This window comes from Rhodococcus sp. IEGM 1408, assembly GCF_033142235.1.
Lineage (GTDB): Bacteria > Actinomycetota > Actinomycetes > Mycobacteriales > Mycobacteriaceae > Dietzia.
Window position 1 is genome coordinate 123,117 of sequence record NZ_JAWLRW010000002.1, and the last position, 19,054, is coordinate 142,170.

A 19,054-nucleotide genomic window follows, 5' to 3' on the forward strand; every position below is an offset into this window, starting at 1 on the left:
CCACCTCACGTCGTCGTACCGCCCTCGTCGGGCGGCCCCTGCGAGTCTCCCACGTCCGCGGCCGGAGCGTCCGGGCCCGGCTCATCGGACCCGAGCGCGGTCCGGATGGCCGCGGCGACCCCGGGACCGATCCCCGGGACGCGGCACAGCTCCTCGCTGCTCGCCGCACGCAGCGCGGACACCGTCGGGAACGTCTCCACCAGCGCGGCCCGCCGGGAGGGGCCGAGCCCGGGGACGCTGTCGAGTACCGACGTGGTCATGCGTTTGGACCGCGCCCCCCGGTGGGCGCGGATCGCGAAGCGGTGGGCCTCGTCCCGCAGGCGCTGCAGGAGGAACAACCCCTCGCCGTGCCGGGGGAAGATGACGGGATACTCCTCACCCGGCAGCCAGATCTCCTCGAGGCGCTTGGCGATCCCGATCACCGGGACGTCGTTGACGCCGAGTTCCGAGAGCACCTCGGCCGCGGCCTCCACCTGGGGTCGGCCGCCGTCCACCACGAAGAGCTGCGGAGGGTAGGCGAACCGGCGGGTCGGGGTGGCCTTGCCCGCACCCGCCGAGTCCGTCCCCGGCGCGTCCGTGCCCACCTCGTCGTCGACCGGTCCGTCCGTGTCGTCCGGGGTCGCCGCGGGGTCCTCGTTGTGGCGCCGGAAGCGCCGCCGGGTGACCTCCGCGATGCTCGCGACGTCGTCGGAGTGGCCGTCACCGGCGGCCTCCCGGATGCGGTAGAGCCGGTAGTCGCTCTTGCGTGGGATCCCGTCCTCGAACACCACGAGTGAGGCCATGACATCGGTGCCCTGGGTGTGCGAGATGTCCACGCACTCGATCCGCAGGGGTGCCGTGTCGAGTTCGAGCGTCTCCTGGATCTCCTGGAGCGCGGCCGAGCGCGCGGTGAGGTCGCCGCTGCGGCGCAGTTTGTGCTGGGTGAGGGCCTCGACGGCGTTGCGGTGGACGGTCGCGGCCAGCGAGCGCTTGTCGCCGCGCTGCGGCACCCGCAGCGAGACCCGCGACCCGCGCAGGGTGGACAGCCAGTCCGCGAGCTCCTCGGAGTCCTCGGGGAGGGCGGGGACCAGCACCTCCCGGGGGACGGCCGCTGCCAGCTCGGACCCCGACTCGGTCGAACCCGCCAGCTCGGCCTCGCCGCCGTAGAACTGGGCGAGGTAGTCGGAGACGACCCCGGGGACCGCGAGGACGGGGTCGAACCGCCCGTCCTCCCCCACCCCGTGTGCGTGTTCGAGCACCCACCCGCGCTGGCCCCGGATCCGTCCGCCGCGGACGTGGAACACCTGGACGGACACCTCGAGCTCGTCCGCCACGACGCCCACGACGTCGGCGTCGGTGCCGTCGCCCAGGACCACGGCCTGTTTCTCCATGGCCCGCTTCATCGCCCCGAGGTCGTCGCGCAGCCGGGCCGCGCGTTCGAAGTCCAGGTCCTCGGACGCCTCGAGCATCCGCTTCTCGATCCGCCGCATGATGGCGTCCGTTCGGCCGGCCAGGAAGTCGCAGAGCTCGTCGACGATCACCCGGTGTTCGTCGGCCGTCACCCGGCCGATGCAGGGCGCGGCGCACTTGTCGATGTAGCCGAGGAGGCACGGGCGGCCCAGCTGGGCCTGACGCTTGAACACGCCCGACGTGCACGAGCGCACGGGGAACACCCGCTGCAGGGTGTCGAGGGTGTCGCGGATCGCCCAGGCGTGGGAGTAGGGGCCGAAGTAGCGGGTCCCGGCGCGGCGGGGGCCGCGGTAGACGAAGGCCCGGGGGAACTCCTCCCCTACGGTCACCGCGAGGAGCGGGTAGGTCTTGTCGTCGCGGTACCGGACGTTGAACCGGGGGTCGTACTTCTTGATCCACGTGTACTCGAGCTGGAGGGCCTCGACCTCCGTCGAGACGACGGTCCACTGGACCCCGGCGGCCGCGGTGACCATCTGCCGCGTGCGCGGGTGCAGGAGCGTGAGGTCGGCGAAGTACGAGCTGACCCGGCTGCGGAGGTTCTTGGCCTTGCCCACGTAGATGACGCGGCCGTGCTCGTCGCGGAACCGGTAGACCCCCGGTTCCGTGGGGATGGAACCAGGGGCCGGGCGGTAGGTACGCGGATCAGACACGGGGGGTCAGCGGTCGGCGACGGTCTCGGGATCGGCGGCCGAGGGCTTGTACCGTCGGACGGTGTCGCGCATCCGGCCCATCGCCTCGACCCCTTCCGAGCCGTCGAACGTCTGGATGGCCCAGATCCCCACGTGCTCGTAGGCGGGCAGTTCCAGGCGTGGCCACTTGCCGGAGCGCGGGAACGTGATCCCCACGATGTCCTGCCAGTCCCACACCCGGGACCGGAGCGGGCCACGGACCTCGACGCCGCGGGCGCCCACCCGGACCCTGATCCGCAGGAGCGTGAGCAGGACGCCGGCGAAGATCAACCCGATCACCACAAAGGCGAGCTGGTCCGCGATGCCGATGGTCACCCCGGTGTCCCCCTGAACCAGGACGAACGCCCACACCACGTGGACCAGCACGATCAGTACCGCCAGCGCGATCACGAGGGTCCGGAGCCGGCGGGGGCGGTACTCGAAGTCCCAGTTGTCGTTCATCGGCCGGCCCGCAGATCCCGGAGGGCGATGGCGGCACCGAGCGCTGCGGCGACCGCCTCCCCGCCCTTGTCCTCGGAGGCACCCTCGTGACCGTCGCGGTCGCGGGCCTGCGCCTCGTTCTCGGTGGTCAGGACGCCGTGCGCGACGGGCGTGGCCTCGTCGAGCGCGATGCGGGTGAGGCCGTCGGTCACCGAGGAGCAGACGTAGTCGAAGTGGGGGGTCGAGCCGCGGATGACCACGCCGAGCGCGACCACGGCGTCATGGGTCCTGGCGAGCTCCTGCGCGACCACCGGCAGCTCCACCGCGCCGGTGACCCGGGCCACGGTGACCGTCGCGCCGCAGTCCGCCGCCACGGCGAGAGCCCGGTCCGTCAGCTGGCTGCAGATGTCGTCGTGCCAGGTCGACGCCACGACGCCCAACCGCAGTCCGCGGGCGTCGGGTATCACCAGTTCCGGCCTACCGCTGCCACTCATCGCCGATCCTCTCCGTGTGCCTCGGGGCCCTGACCCTCGTCCAGACCCTCCAGCAGATGACCCATCCGGTCTCGTTTGGTCCGCAGGTACCGGAGGTTCTCCGGGGTGATGGCGGTGGGCATGGGCACCCGCTCGACCACCTCGACCCCGCCGGCCCGCAGGGCGTCGGCCTTGGCGGGGTTGTTGGTCATGAGCCGCACCCGGGTCACCCCGAGGTCCCGCAGCATCTGCGCGGCCAGGCTGAAGTCGCGGGCATCGGCCGGCAGACCGAGGTCCAGGTTCGCGTCGACCGTGTCGCGACCGTCGTCCTGCAGTTGGTAGGCGCGGAGTTTCTGCACCAGCCCGATCCCCCGGCCCTCGTGTCCGCGCATGTAGAGGATCACCCCGCGGCCCTCCGCGCAGACGGCGGCCACCGCCGCGTCGAGCTGGGGACCGCAGTCGCAGCGCAGCGAGTGGAAGACATCGCCGGTGAGGCACTCGGAATGGAGGCGGACCAGGACGGGGTCGTCCCCGGAGACGTCGCCCGCGACCATCGCCACGTGCTCGACCCCCTCGATGACGTCCCGGTATCCGTGTGCGGTCATCGTTCCGGCCGGGGTGGGGATCCGTGCGGCGGCCTCGTGGAGCACCTGGACCTCGTTCGCCCGCCGCCAGGCCTGCAGGGCCTCGATCGTGATCATGGCCAGCCCGTGCTCGTCGGCGAAGCGCCGGAGTTCAGGGGTCCGGGCCATGGTGGTCGGGTCCTCCGCGGACACGATCTCGCAGATGACGCCGGCCGGTCGCAGTCCGGCCAGCCGCGCCAGGTCCACGGCGGCCTCCGTGTGCCCCGGACGGGTGAGGACTCCCCCGGGACGGGCGCGCAGCGGCACCACGTGTCCGGGCCTGGTGAAGTCTCCGGGGACGGCCTCGTCGGAGGCGAGAAGTCGTGCGGTCCGGGCGCGGTCTCCGGCCGAGATGCCGGTGGAGACACCGGTCCGGGCGTCGACGGTGACGGTGTACGCCGTGGAGTGCCGGTCCTCGTTGATCGCCCGCATCGGCGGCAGGTCCAGGCGGAGGCAGTCCTCGGCCTCCAGGGCGACGCACACGTATCCCGACGAGTACCGGACCAGGAAGCCCATGAGTCCGGGTGTGGCGAGCTCGGCGGCGAAGATCAGATCGCCCTCGTTCTCGCGGTCCTCGCTGTCCACCACGACCACGGCTCGCCCCGCCGCGATGTCGGCGATGGCGCGGTCGATGCCGTCGAAGGTCGTCACTGCTGCGGGTTCTCCTCGGTGGTCAGAAATCCCGGGCGGGTGGCCGCGGGCGCGGCCTCAAGTATGGCCCATCCGATCAGTGGGACCGGCCACCGCGTCCGCCGAGCAGTCGCTCGACGTACTTGGCCAGGACGTCCACCTCGAGATTGACCGGGTCTCCCGTGGCCAGACCGCCGAGGATCGTGTCGGTGAGAGTGGTGGGGATGAGGGAGATCTCGAGCCACGGATCGGCGCTGTCGGGCTCGCTCACCGCGGACACGGTCAGGGAGGTGCCGGACACCGTGATCGAGCCCTTCTCCACCACGTAGCGGCTCAGCCCGGCCGGCAGCGAGATCCGCACGACGTGCCAGTGCTCGTGCTCGACCCGGCTGATCACGGCTCCGGTGCCGTCGACGTGGCCCTGGACGATGTGCCCGCCGAACCGCGCGTCAGCCCGCATGGCGCGCTCGAGGTTCACCGGGGCCTGCGGGCCCAGCGCCCCCAGCGCGGTGCGGTCGAGGGTCTCGGCCATGACGTCGGCGTCGAAGTACTCCCCCCGCACGAAATCGGTCACGGTCAGGCACACGCCGTTGACGGAGATCGAGTCCCCGTGGCCCGCGTCGGAGGTGACCAGCGGGCCGCGGATCCGCAGCCGCGCGGAGTCCCCGTTCGTCGTGATGGATTCGAGGGCTCCGAGCTCCTCGACGATTCCGGTGAACATCAGTGGGGTCCTCTCGTCAGCGCGACTATGTAGTTCGCGCGGTCATGTGGGTCGTGCCGGTCAAGTGGACAGTGCGGTCACGAGCTTCGTGCGGTCAGTCGTAGGTAGATGTCGGCACCCAGGAGGTCGGTCTGGCGGATCTCGAAGCCGTGGGCCCCGGCGAGGGTGCTGACGCCGGCACCGTCCACGGCGGAGCGCCCGGCGCCCAGCACCAGCGGGGCGAGGTAGGCCTCGACCTCGTCGACGAGGCCGGCGGCGAGGAACGCCCCGGCGAGCGTGGGGCCGCCCTCGACCAGCACGTGGTGGACGTCGCCGAGCAACGCGAGCGCCTCGGCGGGGTCGCGGGTGGCCAGGTGTCGGAAGCGGCCGTCGGTGCCGCGGACCGCGGCCTCCGCCGGCACGTCGGTCAGCCCCATCACCGCCCGGAGGGGTTGCCGCCGGGCCGGGGTCCCGTCGTCCAGTCGGGCGGTCAGTGACGGGTCGTCGGCGAGGCGGGTCCCCGATCCGACGACGAGGGCGTCGATCTCCTGCCGTCGGCCGTGGACGTGACGGCGCGAGGCGGGGCCGGTGATCCATCGACTCGTGCCGTCGGCCGCCGCCACCCGGCCGTCCAGGGAGGCCGCGTACTTCCAGGTGACGTACGGCCGGCCCGAGCGCTGACGGTGCAGCCAGGCCCGCAGCGGTCCGTCCTCAGCCGCGGCCACCTCGTCGTCGTCGGCGGGGGTGACCTCCACCCCCGCCCGCCGCAGCGTCTCGGCGCCACCGGCGGCGACGGGGTTGGGGTCCCCCACCGCGTAGACCACTCGTCGGACACCCGCCGCGAGCGCGCGCGCCGTGCAGGGGCCGGTCCGGCCGTGGTGGTCGCACGGTTCGAGCGTCACCAGCAGCGTGCCCCCGCGGCTGCGCTCCCCCGCCTGGTCCAGCGCGACGACCTCGGCGTGGCGAGCCCCCGGGGTCTCGGTGGCGCCACGGCCCACCACCTCGCCCGCACTGTCCAGCACCACGGCGCCGACCGGCGGATTGGGCGTGGACACCCCGAGCGCGGACGCCGAGACCGTGATCGCCTCGGCGAGTGCGTCGCGCTCCCGGGACCGTCGGCGGCTGGTTTCGTTCACCGGATCGCTCCCCCGGTCGCTCGCGGTCATCCCCGTGCGTCCGCGGCTCCCGCGCGCAGGGTCCGGATCATGGCGTCGGGGTCGGGCGCCCCGTAGACGGCGGATCCGGCCACGAAGACGTCGCAGCCGGCGGCGGCGGACTCCCCGATCGTCCGGGCGTCGATCCCGCCGTCGATCTGGATGAGGACGTCGAGCCCGCGGCGGTCGATCTCGGCCCGGAGGGTGCGGACCTTGTCGAGCACCTCCGGCATGAACGACTGGCCGCCGAAGCCGGGTTCCACGCTCATCACCAGGACCAGGTCCACGTGGTCGAGCAGGTCGAGGTACGGCTCCACGGCCGTTCCCGGTTTGATCGAGATCCCGGCCCTGCACCCCTTCGAGTGCAGCAGGTCCGCGACGGACTTCGGGTCGTCGGTGGCCTCCACGTGGAAGGTCACGTTGGCCGCGCCCGCGTCGACGTAGTCGCCCACCCAGCGCGCCGGGTCCTCGATCATCAGGTGGCAGTCCATCGGCTTGTCCGTGACGCGCCCGACCGCCGCCGCCACCGGCGCCCCGAAGGACAGGTTGGGGACAAAGTGGCCGTCCATCACGTCCACGTGGATCCAGTCCGCGGAGGGGATGCGCTCGATCTCACGGTCGAGGCGCGCGAAGTCGGCGGACAGGATCGACGGGGCGATGAGCGGCTGGTACGGCATGCCGCCCAGTCTAGGTGGTGAGCCCGGAGTGCTCCCGGGCCGCCACGGGGGCCACGGGGGCCACGGGGTCGAGCTTGTCGAGGTGGCGAGCCACGTACCTCGCGTCGCGCACGACGCCGTGGATCATCGACGACGCCAGGGAGTACTGGAACAACTCGCCGAGGAAGTACAGGCCCGGGTGCGAGGGGCACACTCCGCGTTCCTGCGCGGGCAGGTCGTCCGTCCCGAACACGGGCAGGTCGATCCAGGAGCGGTCCGGCCGGTAGCCGGTGCACCAGATCACGCTCGCGACCGGGAGCGTGGAGCCGTCCTGGAGTTCGGGTCGCCCCTCGCGGACCCCGGTGACCCGCGGCACCCGGTGCACGCCGGCGGCGGCGAGGTCCTCGCTCTTGACCCGGATCAACGGTCCGCTGTGCGCGAGGGCCTCGGCCCGCGCGCGCCGCCCCATCGGCGTGCGCGTGGTGAGCACGTGGCCGAACGCGGCAAAGACCACCCGGCTGACGATCCGGGAGGACGGGCGGTCGATGTCAAAGGGGATCTGCCCGGGATGCCGGCCGGACAGGTGCACCTGGTGGGTCCCGGACAGGTCCAGGGCGATGTCGGCCCCCGAATTGCCCGCACCGACCACCAGGACGTCCCCGTCGGGCAGCTGATCGGCGTTGCGGTACCCGGACGAGTGCAGCTGCGTGATGCCGGGCCCCAGGTCGACGGCGAAGTCCGGTGTCCGTGGCAGCCGGTCGAAGCCGGCCGCCACGATGACGTGGTCCGCCAGGAGCCGGCCGCCATCGATCTCCACGATGTATCCCGATCCGTGCCGCGCGAGGCGCCGGACCCGGGTGCGCAGGCGGATCGCGAGGTGGTGCTCGGTCGCATAGTTCTCGAGGTAGTCCGAGAATTCCTCGCGGGTCGGGAACGACCAGGGCGCGCCGGGATACGGGCTGCCGGGGAGTTCGTCGAAGCGTGCTGCCGTGAACAGCCGCAGGGAATCCCACCGCTGACGCCAGGAGTCCCCGACGCGCGCGTTCTCCTCGAGCAGCACGAAGGGGCGGCCCTGCTGTGCGAGGTAGTAGCCGACGGCGAGACCGGCCTGGCCGGCTCCGATGACGACGGTGTCGATCTGCTCGGTGACCATGACTTCTCCAGAGGGAGTGAATTAATCCGAAGGTGATTCGGATGAAGCTAGTCTAGACCCGTGACACCTCAGGTCAATAGGCGAAGCTATAAATCTCTGACTCGTGCGGCGCAGGCCGAGGCGACCCGCGCGGCGGTTCTGCACGCGGCGCGCGAGCTGTTCACGTCCGAGGGCTACGGCTGTCCGATCGCCCGGATCGCCGAGCGCGCGGGGGTCGCCGTGGACACCGTCTACGCGAGCGTCGGGCGCAAACCCGTGCTGGTCCTCGCCGTGATCGACATGGTCCTCGGCGACACGGACAGGCCGATCCCCGCCGAGGAGCGCGAATACGTGCAGCGCATCCGGGCCGCGACCGGTGCGGAGGCGAAGCTCGGGATCTACGCGCGCGCTCTCGCCGGACTCCTCCCGGAGGTGGGCCCGCTCCAGGAGGCCCTGCGTGAGGCGGGTCGATCGGATCCGGGGTGCGCGGAGGCCTGGGAAGGGCTCCAGGAGCGGAGAGCGGGCAACATGCTGCTGTTCGCCCGAGACCTGCGGGCGACCGGGGAACTCCGCCGCGACCTGGACGACCAGCAGGTCGCCGACATCGTGTGGTCGACCAACTCCGCCGAGTACTTCTCGCTCCTGACCCGCCGGGGCTGGACCCCGCAGCGGATCGGGGAACACCTCGCCGACATGTGGACGCGGACCCTCACCGACCCGGCGGATCCGGAACCCCGCTCCCATGGCCACCGCCCGGACGCGACCTCCTAGGGTCTCCGAGTGGTCCCGCGATCTGTCCGGGCCCCGCCCGGTCGGTCAGTCGGTGGCGCCCGCGACCGCCAGGCAGAAGTCCAGCTGATCGGCCACGACGCGGTCGAAGTGTGGGTCGACGTAGGGATCGAAGTGTTCGCACGGGTACTCCAGGAACCGCCCGTGCGGCATCCGCTCCGCCGCGGCCCGCGCGGTCGCGGCGGGCGTGAGGGCGTCCCGGGTGGCGATCTGCACCAACGCGGGGCAGGTGATCCCCCGCGCGCGACGGATCGGCGAGTAGAAGCCGATCCGTGCCAGGATCCGGGCGGCCACATAGTCGGGGAAGTCGGTGCGCCGGAGTCCGGAGGCGGCCGCCAGGCGGTCCACCGCCGGGTCCGCGTCCGGGCTGGTCATGGCAGCAGGGTCCCCCGGCCGCCCGACCAGCGGCACGTACCGCGGTTCTGAGCGGCGGACCGCGCGCCAGAGGTCACCGACGATCGCCGGGGTGAGTTTGAGCGCCGTGCGGAGGCCGGTCGCCCGGACCGCGGCGGGACCGCTCACGTGGGGGACCTGGGCGACGATGCCCGCGAGCCGCTCGCCCGTACCGGCGAGGGTGATGACATGCCCTCCCGAGAAGGACGTGCCCCACGCGATCACGCGGTCGGGGTCCACTCCGGGGAGCGACCGGGTGAAGGCGAGTGCGGACCGCCAGTCGTCGAGTTGTCCGCCGATGTCGAGGAGCTGCCGGGGCTGCCCGTCGCTGGCGCCGAAGTGGCGGTAGTCGAAGACCACCACGACGAAGCCCGCGTCCCGGAAGCGTTCGGCGTACGCGGGCAGCCGCAGATCGCGTATGCACCCGAAGCCGTGTGCCATGACGATGGCCGGGGAGGTGGTGCCGGCTGTGGGCGTCTCCGGTCGGTAGATCCAGGCAGCACACCGGATCCCGTGTGAGGTGAACTGTGCGTCTTCACGCATCGTCGCTCCTTCGTATCGCTGCCATGAACATCGCGTCGGTGCCGTGCCGGTGCGGCCAGAGCTGCACCCACGGACCGTCGCCCAGACCCTCGATCGGCGTCCCGTCCGCCCCGGTCAGGAACTCGCGGACGTCGAGCAACACTACATCCGGCCGCCGGGCGGCCTCACGGATTACGGACACCGTCTCGGACAGATGCGGCGAACACGTCGCGTAGAGCACCACGCCCCCGGGCCGGACCAGCCGCAGCGCGGAGTCCAGGAGCGCGCGCTGCAGGACGACCAGGCCCTGGATGTCGGCGGGCGTCTTACGCCACCGGGCCTCCGGACGACGACGAAGTGCGCCGAGGCCCGAACACGGGGCGTCCACGAGTACACGGTCGAACCCCGGCTCCAGACCGGGATCCCGGCCGTCGGCGGTGTGCACCTTCACCGGGAGGCCCTTGGTGGCAGCCCTCACCAGGTCGGTGCGGTGTTCGGAGATCTCGATCCCGGTCACGGTCGCGCCCTCGGACTCGGCCAGCGCGCCCAACATGACGGCCTTGCCGCCGGGTCCGGCGCACAGGTCCAGCCACCGCCCGCCGTCCTCCCCGACGAGCGGCGCCCGGGACAGGGCCACCGCGACGACCTGGCTGCCCTCGTCCTGGACGGTGGCGAGTCGATCCTTGATCGGCTCCATCGTTCCGGGGTCGCCCGAGTCCAGGTGGACGGCGTACGGCGACAGCGTCCCTTCCGTACCGCCGGTGATCAGGGCGAGCTCCTCCGCCGAGATCTCACCGGGCCGGGCGGCCAGGTGCACCTTCGGGCGGGCGTCGTCGGCGGCCAGCAGCTCGGGCAGTTCCGCCGCATCGGCACCGAGCGACTCCGCGAACGCGCGGGCGATCCACTCCGGGTGCGCGGTGCCCACGGCCAGGCGGACGACGGGATCCGTCACGCCCTCGCGGAGGATCGCAACCCATGCCTCCAGGTCCTGCGCGGCCACCTTGCGCAGCACGGCGTTGACAAACGCCCCGGCCCGGCCCAGTCCCGCGGTGCGGGCCGCCTCTACGCTCGTGTCGACCGCCGCATGCGCACCGATCCGGGTGTACAGCAGCTGATACGCGCCCAGCCGCACCAGGTCCAGGACCGGCGGATCGATCTCCTCGACCGGACGGCCCGAGGCCTCGGCGATGATCCGGTCCAGCAACCCCTGCGCGCGCAGGGTGCCATAGGTCAGCTCGGTGGCCAGAGCCGCATCTCGCGTGTCGAGCCTGGCGCGGTGGAGTTCGGTCGGGAGCTGGAGGTTGGCGTAGGCGGCCCGCTCACGGACAGCCGTCATCACCGCGAGGGCCACTGACCTGGCATCGGGCTGACGGAGCGGACGAGCGGTCTGCCCCGACTGACGGTTGGTGGAACGGCCTGCTCCCTGCCGCCCGGCGCCCGGGTTCCCAGCTCGACCCTGCCGGCCGGCGCTCGAGACACTACGACCCTTGCCACCGCCCGACTGGCCGCCGCCGGATGCACCGCCGCCTCGCGTGCTGCCGCCCTGGCCGCCGCCACCCTGCTTGTGGGCGCCCTGTCTGCCGCCGGCCTGCTTGCCCGGGCCCCTCGGGCCGCGGCCCTGGCCCTGGTCGCTGTGGTCACTCATGCAAATACCGCCTCGTCGTCAAGTCGTGCCCCGCGCGCCCAGTCGACCGCGTTCATCATCTTCTTGCCGGGTGGCTGGAGCGACTCCACCAGCAACGGCGTGGTACCGGTACCGACCAGGAAGGACCGCTTGTCCCACTGGATCTTCCCCGGTGCGAGCGTCGGCGCGTCCTCGCCGGCGTGCCGGGCCGAACCGATCTTGACCCGTTCGCCACCGAGGGTCGTCCACGCCCCGGGTGCGGGCGTCACCGAGCGGATGTGGCGGTCCACGGCCAACGCCGGGTCCGCCCAGCGCACCCGCGCGTCGTCCACGCTGATCTTGCCCGCGTGGGAGACCCCCTCCGACGGCTGCGGGACCGCGCGGAGCTCGCCGGTCTCGAGCGCGTCGAGCGTGGCGACGAGCAACCCCGCTCCCGACTCGGACAGTCTGCCGAGGAGGTCTCCGGCGGTATCGCGGGGCCTGATGGCCTCGGTCATGGTGCCCAGGACCGGACCGGTGTCCATGCCCTCGTCCAGGCGGAAGGTGGTGGCTCCGGTGTACTCGTCCCCCGCTTCGATCGCCGCGTTGACCGGGGCCGCGCCCCGCCAGGCCGGCAGCAGCGAGAAGTGCAGGTTGATCCACCCGTGCGTGGGGATGTCGAGGACGGGCCCGGGAACCAGGTGTCCGTAGGCCACCACGGGGATCGCGTCGGGTGCGAGTTCGCGGAGTCGCTCGGCGAACTCCGGGTCGCGGGCATTCTTCGGGGTGAGCACCTCGATCCCCGCCGCGTCCGCTGCCGCGGCGACCGGACTCCGGGACAGACCGCGGCCGCGCCCGGTGCGGGCGTCGGGCCGGGAGACCACGGCTACGACGTCGTGCTGACCGCCGGTGAGAAGCGCGTTGAGCGAGGGGACGGCCACCTCGGGTGTACCGGCGAAGACGAGTCTCACGGGGTCACCTCACCGCCGTCGCGCCGGTGGGCTGGTCGTAGATGACGCCCCCGCTGATCGCCGCGGCACCGAACCAGCTGGATCCGCGGATCGTAGCCATTGCGGCGCGGCGGTGGTCCGGGGTGAGGCGTTGGAGGAAGAGCACGCCGTCCAGGTGATCGGTCTCGTGTTGCACGGCTCGGGCGAGGATCCCCTCGCACTCGAAGCTCACCGGTTCGCCGTGGACGTCGAACCCGCGTGCCGCCACCCGCGCGTAGCGCCCGGTGGGCTGGGATACCCCGGGGATCGACAGGCACCCCTCGTTGACGTCGGTCGTCTCGGTGCCGATCGGCTGCCACTCCGGGTTGACCAGGTGACCCTCTCGCCCTCCACAGTTGTAGACGAAGACGCGGGAGGACACCCCGATCTGAGGGGCGGCCAACCCGGCTCCGTCTTCGTGCCGCACCGTGTCCCAGAGGTCGGTGATGATGCGCGCCAACCTGTCGTCGAACGCGGTGACGGGGTCGGCGGGGGTCCTCAGGACCGGATCGCCGAAGAGCCGGACTGGGTGGACGGCCATGCGGATCGTGAGCTCCTCGCGGGCGGAGACGGGGGAAAAGGCCATTCTAGGTGTTCAGCGGCCCCGGACCCCCACGGGCCGGTCAGCCGATGTGGATCGGGTCGAGCCGGACCCGCACCGGTTCGGTGTTGCGGCGACCCGAGCGCCCCACCACGACCGCCCGCAGTTCCGTGGACACCGCACCGAGCAGCGACGGTGGAATGCGCAGCAGCACCCTCTCGGGGTCCTCGATCCGGTCGTGGCCGGGTAGTTCCTCGCCGTCGGGGAGGTCCACGGGGCCGAGGACCTCGACCTCGTCCGGGACCTCCAGTGCGGTGAGGATCTCCGCCAGGGCCGTGGCCGGCCCGTCCACCGCCATCATGTGGACGGCGGGAGGGAAGCCCACCTCGGCCCGGTCGGCGAGTTCGCGCTCGGCCCAGCCCTGCGGGTCCCAGCGCACGAGCGCCTGTGACACCGGGGAGTCCGAGTCGGCGGAGAGGAACACCCGGCCCCCGTCGGCGGCGGGCCGGACCAGCGAGGCCGCACCGATCCAGAGCCGGAGCGCGTTCTGCACCGCCCGTAGGTCGGGCCGCCCGAGCAGCGCCCACGAGTCCAGGAGCAGCGCGGCGCCGTACCCGCCCTCCGCCGTCGGTTCGGCCCCGGGAGTCGAGACGATGATGGCCGGACTCGCCGGGACCGAGTCGAGGATCTCCCCTCCCCCGCTCGTTCTGACCCGCACGCCGGGGAACATCCGGCCGAGTTCCTCCGCGGTACGGCCGGCGCCCACCACCCCCGCGCGGAGCGCCCGCGAGCCACAGGCCACACAGCGGAAGCCCGATTCGGGGGCCCCGCACCAGCCACAGGCCAGGTCCACGGGCCCGTACACCGCATCCATCCGTCCGGCCCGGAGCGGACCGTTGCAACGCCGGCACCGGGCCGGGGCGCGGCACGACCCGCACAGCAGGGTCGGGATGTAACCCTTCCTCGGTACCTGGACGAGGACCGGGGCGTCCACGTCGATCGCCTCCCGGGCCATCGTGAGCGCCACCGCGGGCAGCCGGGTCCGGCCACCGGCCACGTCACGCGCCTGGACGGGATCCGCCGCGGTGAACGCGACGACGCGGGGGGCCAGCGCGCGGATGACCCCCGGCTCGGGGCGGATCTCGTGCGCCCAGCCGGAGCGGACGTACTCGGCCACCTCCGGCGTCCGGTCGACGGAGCTGAGCAACAGAGGGGTGGCGTCCAGCGCGGACCGCTGCGCTGCGACCTCCCGGGTGTGCGGGTACGGGCTGCGGGGTTCGACAAAGGAGTCGTCGCCGTCGTCGTGCAGGACGATCAGACCCGGCTCCGGGAGAGGCGTGAACACCGCGCTGCGCGTACCCACCACGATCCGGGCGTGGCCGCGGACGGCCCGCAGCCATCGCCGATATCTCGCGGAGGGGCCGACCCCCGCGGACAGATCGGTCACCAGATCCCGTCCGGCGGAGCCCCCGCCCACGACCTGGCGGCACGCCGCGGTGAGTCGGTCCACGTCCCGCTGGTCGGGGACGATCAGCAGCACCTGCAGACCCCGGCGCCGCACCGAGTCCGCGAGCGCCGCCAGGGACTGCGCCCAGTCCCTGCCGGGGGGAACGGTCCAGACCGCCCGGGCCGGCACGCCGCTGGTCACCGCGTCGAGGAAGCGGGCGGCCATCGGGTGGTCGGCCCATCCCTCGGGGATCTCCACCGGGCCGGAGGTCCCGCCCTGCGGGGGTTCCGGCTCGGGCACGGACTTCTCGGCCGCGGCGTGCCGGGGCGGGATCGCCAGGCGCAGCACGTCCGAGCGTGTGCCCACCCAACGCCGCGCGACCAGGTCGACCAACGCGAGCAGTTCCGGGGTGAGCACCTGCTCGGGCGAGACGACGCGTTCCAGCCAGGCCAGCTCGCCGGCGTGCTCGGACGTGTCCGTGCGGGCCACCACGAAACCGTCGACCAGCCGCCCGGCAAAACGGACGCGGACCCGGGTCCCCGGGCGGGCGTCCGCCGACATCGTCTCGGGCACCCGGTAGTCGAACTCCCGGTCCAGGTGGGGGACGCCGAGCAACGGCAGGACCCGGGCCACCGGCGCATCAGCGGCGGGGACCCGGGCCGCGGAGCGCGTCGTGGTCACGTCGGAATCTTCGCACCCCGCTCCGACACGGTGGTGGTCGAGGTCTACCGGCCGACGGCCTGCTTGAGCTCGTCGACGCGGTCGGTGCGCTCCCACGGCAGGTCCAGGTCGGTCCGGCCGAAGTGCCCGTACGCGGCGGTGGCGGCGTAGATCGGGCGCTTGAGGTCGAGGTCGCGGATGATCGCACCGGGCCGCAGGTCGAAGACCGTCGAGACGGCCTCCTGCAGCACCGCGAGGTCGACCTTCTCCGTCCCGAACGCCTCCACGAACAGCCCGACCGGCGCGGCCTTGCCGATCGCGTAGGCGACCTGCACCTCGACGCGGTCGGCGAGGCCGGCGGCCACGATGTTCTTGGCCACCCAGCGCATGGCGTACGCGGCCGACCGGTCCACCTTGGACGGGTCCTTGCCGGAGAAGGCGCCGCCGCCGTGGCGGGACATCCCGCCGTAGGTGTCCACGATGATCTTGCGGCCGGTCAGACCGGCGTCACCCATCGGCCCGCCCAGCACGAACCGGCCGGTCGGGTTGACCAGCAGCCGGAATTCGGCGGTGTCGATCTGGCCGGCGGCCTCGGCCAACACGGGCTCGATGACCTCGCGGGTGAGGTCGTCGCGCAGCGTGGTCTCGAGGTCGATCTCGGGGGCGTGCTGGGTGGAGATGACGATGGTGTCGAGCCGCACCGCGCGGTCTCCGTCGTACTCGATGGTGACCTGGGTCTTGCCGTCCGGCCGCAGGTACGCCAGCGTCCCGTTCTTGCGGACCTCCGTCAGGCGCCGGGCGAGGCGGTGTGCCAGCGCGATGGGCAGCGGCATGAGTTCGGGGGTGTCCGAGCAGGCGTAGCCGAACATCAGTCCCTGGTCGCCGGCGCCCTGGCGGGCGATCGCGTCCTCGACCGGGTCGGCGGAGGTCCGGGCCTCGTGTGAGGTGTCCACGCCCTGCGCGATCTCCGGGGACTGCGCGCCGATCGAGATCGACACGCCGCAGGAGAGGCCGTCGAAACCCTTCACGGAGGAGTCGTACCCGATCTCGATGATCTTCTCGCGGATCAGCTGAGGGATCTCCACGTAACCGGTGGTCTTGACCTCGCCGGCCACGTGCACCATCCCGGTGGTCACCATGGTCTCCACCGCGACACGCGCCTCGGGATCCTGCGCCAGCATCGCGTCGAGGATCGCGTCGGAGATCGCGTCGCAGATCTTGTCCGGATGCCCCTCGGTCACGGATTCGCTGGTGAAAAGCCGACGTGCCTGTGCCACGGTGGTTCTCTCTTCCTGGTCGGATGCGCGTCCCCCCGGGATGGTCCCGCCGCTGAAGAACGGCCCCGGATCGCGTGGGACCAGACTAGTCGGTGCGGTCTGCGGCTGTCCGCCCGGTGGGTGCGGCGGACATCGCCACGACCGCGTCGAGGATCCGCCCCGCGATCAGATCCTTGCTGGCCTGCTCGAGCAGGACCTCGCCGCCGGCGGCGTCGAGGATCCAGCCCCCGTTGACGTCCTGACCGAAGGTGGTGTCGCGTCCGACCTCGTTGACGACGAGGAGGTCGCATCCCTTTCGGGCCAGCTTGGCGCGGCCGTGCTCGAGGACGGAGCCGGAAGCGTCGCCGGTCTCGGCGGCGAACCCGACGAGCACACAGCCTGCCGGGATGTCCCCGGACCCGCGGGCGGCCACGAGGTCGGCGAGGATGTCCGGGTTGCGCACGAGCCGGATCTCGGCCGGTTCGGAGTCGCTGCCCTTCTTGAGCTTGGAGGTGGCGACGTCGGCGGGCCGGAAGTCGGCCACGGCCGCGGCCTTGATCACCACGTCGGCACGCGCCGCCGCGCGAAGGGTGTGTTCGCGCAACTGCAGGGCGGAGTCGATGTGCACCGCGTCCACGGCGGCCGGGACGGGCAGATCGGAGGAGGTCACGAGGGTGACCGCTGCTCCCCTGGCGGCCGCGACGGCCGCGATCGCGTGTCCCTGCTTGCCGGAGCTGCGGTTACCCAGGAAGCGGACGGGGTCGACCTCTTCGCGGGTGCCGCCCGAGGTCACCACGACGTGCTTGCCGGCCAGGTCCCACGGGAGTCCCCCGCCGTCGAGCAGGAGCCGGGCCAGCCTGGCGATGTCGGCGGGTTCCGGGAGCCGGCCGGCTCCGGTGTCCGCACCGGTCAGTCGACCGGACGCCGGCGGCATCACCAGGATCCCGTCGCCACGCAGGGTGTCGACGTTGCGCCGGGTGGCGGGGTGCTCCCACATCTCGGTGTGCATCGCCGGGGCGAGCAGTACCGGACACCGGGCGGTCAGCAGGGTCGAGGTGAGGAGGTCGTCGGCCCGACCGGAGGCGGCCCGCGCGAGCAGGTCAGCGGTGGCCGGAGCGACGACGACGAGGTCCGCCCGCTGCCCGAGGGCGACGTGGCGGACCGACGGCACATCCGAGAACACCCCGGTCGAGACCGGGTTCCCGGACAGCGCCTCGAACGTGGCGGACCCGACGAATCGCAGGGCCGCCTCGGTGGGGACCACGTCCACGTGGCATCCGGACTCCGTGAGGAGCCGGATCAGCGCACATGCCTTGTAGGCCGCGATCCCACCGCCTACTCCGACGACGACGCGCTTGACGCGCTGATCGTCCCCGGACGGGGTCACTCGCCCTCGGCGCAATCGAGGAGGTCGGAGTGGAGCTCGCGCAGCGCGATGGTCAGCGGCTTCTCGTGCAGGCCCGGGTCGACCAGGGGGCCGACGTACTCGAGGATGCCCTCCTCGATCTGGTTGTAGTACGAGTTGATCTGACGCGCGCGCTTGGCGGCGAAGATCACCAGGGCGTACTTGGAGGACGCCCGCTCGAGGAGCTCGTCGATCGGGGGGTTGGTGATGCCGATCGGAGTGTCGTACAACGGGGCAGCTACGGCTTCGGTGGTGGCCACTATGTGTTCTCCTCTGGGTACAGCTCGGGTTCCTGCGGTGCTCTTGCTGGTGCTGATTTACGGTGCTTTTCTGCGGTAACTTCTTGCGCTGAGCCGACGATGAGCCGACCTAGTCGCGGTCAACCAGCAATGATACCAACTCATCCACTGCGACCTCGAGTTCGTCGTTGACCACCACCACGTCGAACTCGTCGCGGGCCTCCATCTCGACCTTCGCGGTCTCGAGTCGGCGGGCCACCACATCGTGCGGTTCGGTGCCCCGACCACGGAGCCGTTCCTCGAGTTCTTCCCAGGACGGGGGCGACAGGAACACCGTCCGGCCCTCGGGCATGGACTCGCGGATCTGCCGCACCCCCGCGAGGTCGACCTCGATGAGAACCGGGCGTCCCTCCTCGAGCGCACGACGAACCGGCTCGGCGGGGGTCCCCGAGAGCTGGAGGCCGCGGTGGATCTCCGCCCACTCGAGCATGCGGCCCTCGTCGACGGCCGCGCGGAAGTCGTCGGCGGCGACGAAGTAGTAGTCGCACCCGTCGACCTCACCGGGACGCGGGTCCCGGGTGGTCATGGAGACGCTGAAGTAGAGATCGGAGACGCGCTCTCGGAGGCGCGCCACGACCGTGGACTTTCCGACGGCGGAGGGGCCGGCCAAGACGATCAGCCGGCCCCTCGTGGCCGCCGCTCCCGGGGAGGACTCCCCGGTTGACGGTGTGTTCATGCGTCGATCAGTCGACCGTGAAGTCGAACCGCTCGAGCAGCGCACGGCGCTGGCGGTCTCCGAGACCACGCAGGCGACGCGTCGGGGCGATCTCCAGCTCGGTCATGATCTCCTGAGCCTTGACCTTGCCTACCTTCGGAAGCGCCTCGAGCAGTGCCGAGACCTTCATCTTGCCAAGGATCTCGTCGTTCTCGGCGTCCTTGAGCACCTGCTTGAGGTCGGTGCCGCCACGCTTCAGACGCTCCTTGAGCTCTGCTCGGACGCGACGGGCGGCAGCCGCCTTCTCCAAAGCAGCAGCGCGCTGCTCATCGGTCAACTGGGGAAGGGCCACAATTCCTCCGTCTCGTTCGGGGTGTATTACCTGACTCTCGCGGGTGCCCACGGTAGGGCATCCACGTCTGGTGTGCGGTGACCGGCCCCGGCGCGTCCGCGGGCTGCGGATGCGTCAGGAGCGGGCGCTCCCTCGTGCTCACCGTACCCGGGCGATCCCGTCCCCTTGAAGGGAGAGCGGCACGGCGTCGGGCCTGATGACCTCGCCAACAGTACGC

19 protein-coding genes are annotated in these 19,054 nt (G+C 72.0%); 1 reads left to right on the plus strand and 18 read right to left on the minus strand.

Features of this window, described 5'->3' with window-relative positions:
* Nucleotides 1–5 precede the first annotated feature (5 nt).
* The 8 genes from uvrC to R4P08_RS03425 all read right to left on the minus strand — a co-directional run bounded on the left by uvrC (nucleotide 6) and on the right by R4P08_RS03425 (nucleotide 7,947).
* The gene (uvrC, locus tag R4P08_RS03390; RefSeq protein WP_317812358.1) at nucleotides 6–2,099 is read right to left on the minus strand and encodes an excinuclease ABC subunit UvrC; all 2,094 of its coding nucleotides are present in this window, start codon (nucleotides 2,097–2,099) and stop codon (nucleotides 6–8) included.
* A gap of 6 nt (nucleotides 2,100–2,105) precedes the next feature.
* Complete coding sequence (locus tag R4P08_RS03395) at nucleotides 2,106–2,579, minus strand: PH domain-containing protein (RefSeq protein ID WP_317812359.1); 474 nt, start codon at nucleotides 2,577–2,579, stop codon at nucleotides 2,106–2,108.
* On the minus strand, nucleotides 2,576–3,052 hold the full coding sequence (gene ribH, locus R4P08_RS03400) for a 6,7-dimethyl-8-ribityllumazine synthase (RefSeq protein ID WP_317812360.1): 477 nt from the start codon (nucleotides 3,050–3,052) through the stop codon (nucleotides 2,576–2,578). Before ribH ends, R4P08_RS03395 begins: the two co-directional genes overlap by 4 nt.
* Nucleotides 3,049–4,305 (minus strand): bifunctional 3,4-dihydroxy-2-butanone-4-phosphate synthase/GTP cyclohydrolase II, encoded by a 1,257-nt coding sequence (locus tag R4P08_RS03405; protein ID WP_317812361.1) that lies wholly within the window; start codon nucleotides 4,303–4,305, stop codon nucleotides 3,049–3,051. The genes ribH and R4P08_RS03405 overlap by 4 nt, the downstream gene beginning before the upstream one ends.
* A 76-nt stretch (nucleotides 4,306–4,381) precedes the next feature.
* A complete protein-coding gene (locus tag R4P08_RS03410; RefSeq protein WP_317812362.1) occupies nucleotides 4,382–5,005 on the minus strand; it encodes a riboflavin synthase in 624 nt (207 codons plus the stop codon).
* Between the two features lie 77 nt (nucleotides 5,006–5,082).
* Nucleotides 5,083–6,120, minus strand: coding sequence for a bifunctional diaminohydroxyphosphoribosylaminopyrimidine deaminase/5-amino-6-(5-phosphoribosylamino)uracil reductase RibD (ribD, locus tag R4P08_RS03415; RefSeq protein WP_411741148.1), 1,038 nt, complete (start codon nucleotides 6,118–6,120; stop codon nucleotides 5,083–5,085).
* 26 nt (nucleotides 6,121–6,146) lie between these two features.
* Nucleotides 6,147–6,815, minus strand: a complete 669-nt coding sequence (gene rpe, locus R4P08_RS03420) for a ribulose-phosphate 3-epimerase (RefSeq protein WP_317812364.1) — start codon at nucleotides 6,813–6,815, stop codon at nucleotides 6,147–6,149.
* Between the two features lie 10 nt (nucleotides 6,816–6,825).
* Nucleotides 6,826–7,947, minus strand: coding sequence for a flavin-containing monooxygenase (locus tag R4P08_RS03425; RefSeq protein ID WP_317812365.1), 1,122 nt, complete (start codon nucleotides 7,945–7,947; stop codon nucleotides 6,826–6,828).
* Nucleotides 7,948–8,007: 60 nt separating this feature from the next.
* Here R4P08_RS03425 and R4P08_RS03430 point away from each other — a divergent pair, with 60 nt between their 5' ends.
* Nucleotides 8,008–8,697 (plus strand): TetR/AcrR family transcriptional regulator, encoded by a 690-nt coding sequence (locus R4P08_RS03430; protein WP_317812366.1) that lies wholly within the window; start codon nucleotides 8,008–8,010, stop codon nucleotides 8,695–8,697.
* 45 nt (nucleotides 8,698–8,742) lie between these two features.
* On the opposite strand, the gene R4P08_RS03435 is transcribed toward R4P08_RS03430, so the two are convergent.
* The 10 genes from R4P08_RS03435 to mihF all read right to left on the minus strand — a co-directional run bounded on the left by R4P08_RS03435 (nucleotide 8,743) and on the right by mihF (nucleotide 18,837).
* Nucleotides 8,743–9,651, minus strand: coding sequence for an alpha/beta hydrolase (locus R4P08_RS03435; RefSeq protein WP_317812367.1), 909 nt, complete (start codon nucleotides 9,649–9,651; stop codon nucleotides 8,743–8,745).
* On the minus strand, nucleotides 9,644–11,275 hold the full coding sequence (locus tag R4P08_RS03440; RefSeq protein ID WP_317812368.1) for an RsmB/NOP family class I SAM-dependent RNA methyltransferase: 1,632 nt from the start codon (nucleotides 11,273–11,275) through the stop codon (nucleotides 9,644–9,646). Before R4P08_RS03440 ends, R4P08_RS03435 begins: the two co-directional genes overlap by 8 nt.
* Nucleotides 11,272–12,204 carry a methionyl-tRNA formyltransferase gene (gene fmt, locus R4P08_RS03445; RefSeq protein ID WP_317812369.1) on the minus strand — a complete coding sequence of 311 codons (933 nt, stop codon included), beginning with the start codon at nucleotides 12,202–12,204 and terminating at the stop codon, nucleotides 11,272–11,274. Before fmt ends, R4P08_RS03440 begins: the two co-directional genes overlap by 4 nt.
* 4 nt (nucleotides 12,205–12,208) lie before the next feature.
* On the minus strand, nucleotides 12,209–12,763 hold the full coding sequence (def, locus tag R4P08_RS03450; protein WP_317812705.1) for a peptide deformylase: 555 nt from the start codon (nucleotides 12,761–12,763) through the stop codon (nucleotides 12,209–12,211).
* A gap of 82 nt (nucleotides 12,764–12,845) precedes the next feature.
* Nucleotides 12,846–14,891: a primosomal protein N' gene (locus R4P08_RS03455; protein WP_317812370.1), complete on the minus strand. Its 2,046-nt coding sequence runs from the start codon at nucleotides 14,889–14,891 to the stop codon at nucleotides 12,846–12,848.
* Between the two features lie 44 nt (nucleotides 14,892–14,935).
* Nucleotides 14,936–16,147 carry a methionine adenosyltransferase gene (gene metK / locus R4P08_RS03460; RefSeq protein WP_317812371.1) on the minus strand — a complete coding sequence of 404 codons (1,212 nt, stop codon included), beginning with the start codon at nucleotides 16,145–16,147 and terminating at the stop codon, nucleotides 14,936–14,938.
* Nucleotides 16,148–16,232: 85 nt separating this feature from the next.
* Complete coding sequence (gene coaBC, locus R4P08_RS03465) at nucleotides 16,233–17,513, minus strand: bifunctional phosphopantothenoylcysteine decarboxylase/phosphopantothenate--cysteine ligase CoaBC (protein WP_317812372.1); 1,281 nt, start codon at nucleotides 17,511–17,513, stop codon at nucleotides 16,233–16,235.
* A complete protein-coding gene (rpoZ, locus tag R4P08_RS03470; RefSeq protein WP_317812373.1) occupies nucleotides 17,510–17,791 on the minus strand; it encodes a DNA-directed RNA polymerase subunit omega in 282 nt (93 codons plus the stop codon). The genes coaBC and rpoZ overlap by 4 nt, the downstream gene beginning before the upstream one ends.
* A 109-nt stretch (nucleotides 17,792–17,900) precedes the next feature.
* Complete coding sequence (gmk, locus tag R4P08_RS03475) at nucleotides 17,901–18,506, minus strand: guanylate kinase (protein WP_317812374.1); 606 nt, start codon at nucleotides 18,504–18,506, stop codon at nucleotides 17,901–17,903.
* A gap of 7 nt (nucleotides 18,507–18,513) precedes the next feature.
* A complete protein-coding gene (gene mihF / locus R4P08_RS03480; RefSeq protein ID WP_317812375.1) occupies nucleotides 18,514–18,837 on the minus strand; it encodes an integration host factor, actinobacterial type in 324 nt (107 codons plus the stop codon).
* Between the last annotated feature and the right edge of the window lie 217 nt (nucleotides 18,838–19,054).

Bases quoted from the DNA above. Each gene is read 5' to 3' on its own strand.
- R4P08_RS03410 (WP_317812362.1), bottom strand. From the start codon at position 5,005: ATGTTCACCGGAATCGTCGAGGAGCTCGGAGCCCTCGAATCCATCACG.
- R4P08_RS03425 (WP_317812365.1), bottom strand. From the start codon at position 7,947: ATGGTCACCGAGCAGATCGACACCGTCGTCATCGGAGCCGGCCAGGCC.
- rpe (WP_317812364.1), bottom strand. From the start codon at position 6,815: ATGCCGTACCAGCCGCTCATCGCCCCGTCGATCCTGTCCGCCGACTTC.
- gmk (WP_317812374.1), bottom strand. From the start codon at position 18,506: ATGAACACACCGTCAACCGGGGAGTCCTCCCCGGGAGCGGCGGCCACG.
- R4P08_RS03435 (WP_317812367.1), bottom strand. From the start codon at position 9,651: ATGCGTGAAGACGCACAGTTCACCTCACACGGGATCCGGTGTGCTGCC.
- ribH (WP_317812360.1), bottom strand. From the start codon at position 3,052: ATGAGTGGCAGCGGTAGGCCGGAACTGGTGATACCCGACGCCCGCGGA.
- def (WP_317812705.1), bottom strand. From the start codon at position 12,763: ATGGCCGTCCACCCAGTCCGGCTCTTCGGCGATCCGGTCCTGAGGACC.
- R4P08_RS03395 (WP_317812359.1), bottom strand. From the start codon at position 2,579: ATGAACGACAACTGGGACTTCGAGTACCGCCCCCGCCGGCTCCGGACC.
- R4P08_RS03440 (WP_317812368.1), bottom strand. From the start codon at position 11,275: ATGAGTGACCACAGCGACCAGGGCCAGGGCCGCGGCCCGAGGGGCCCG.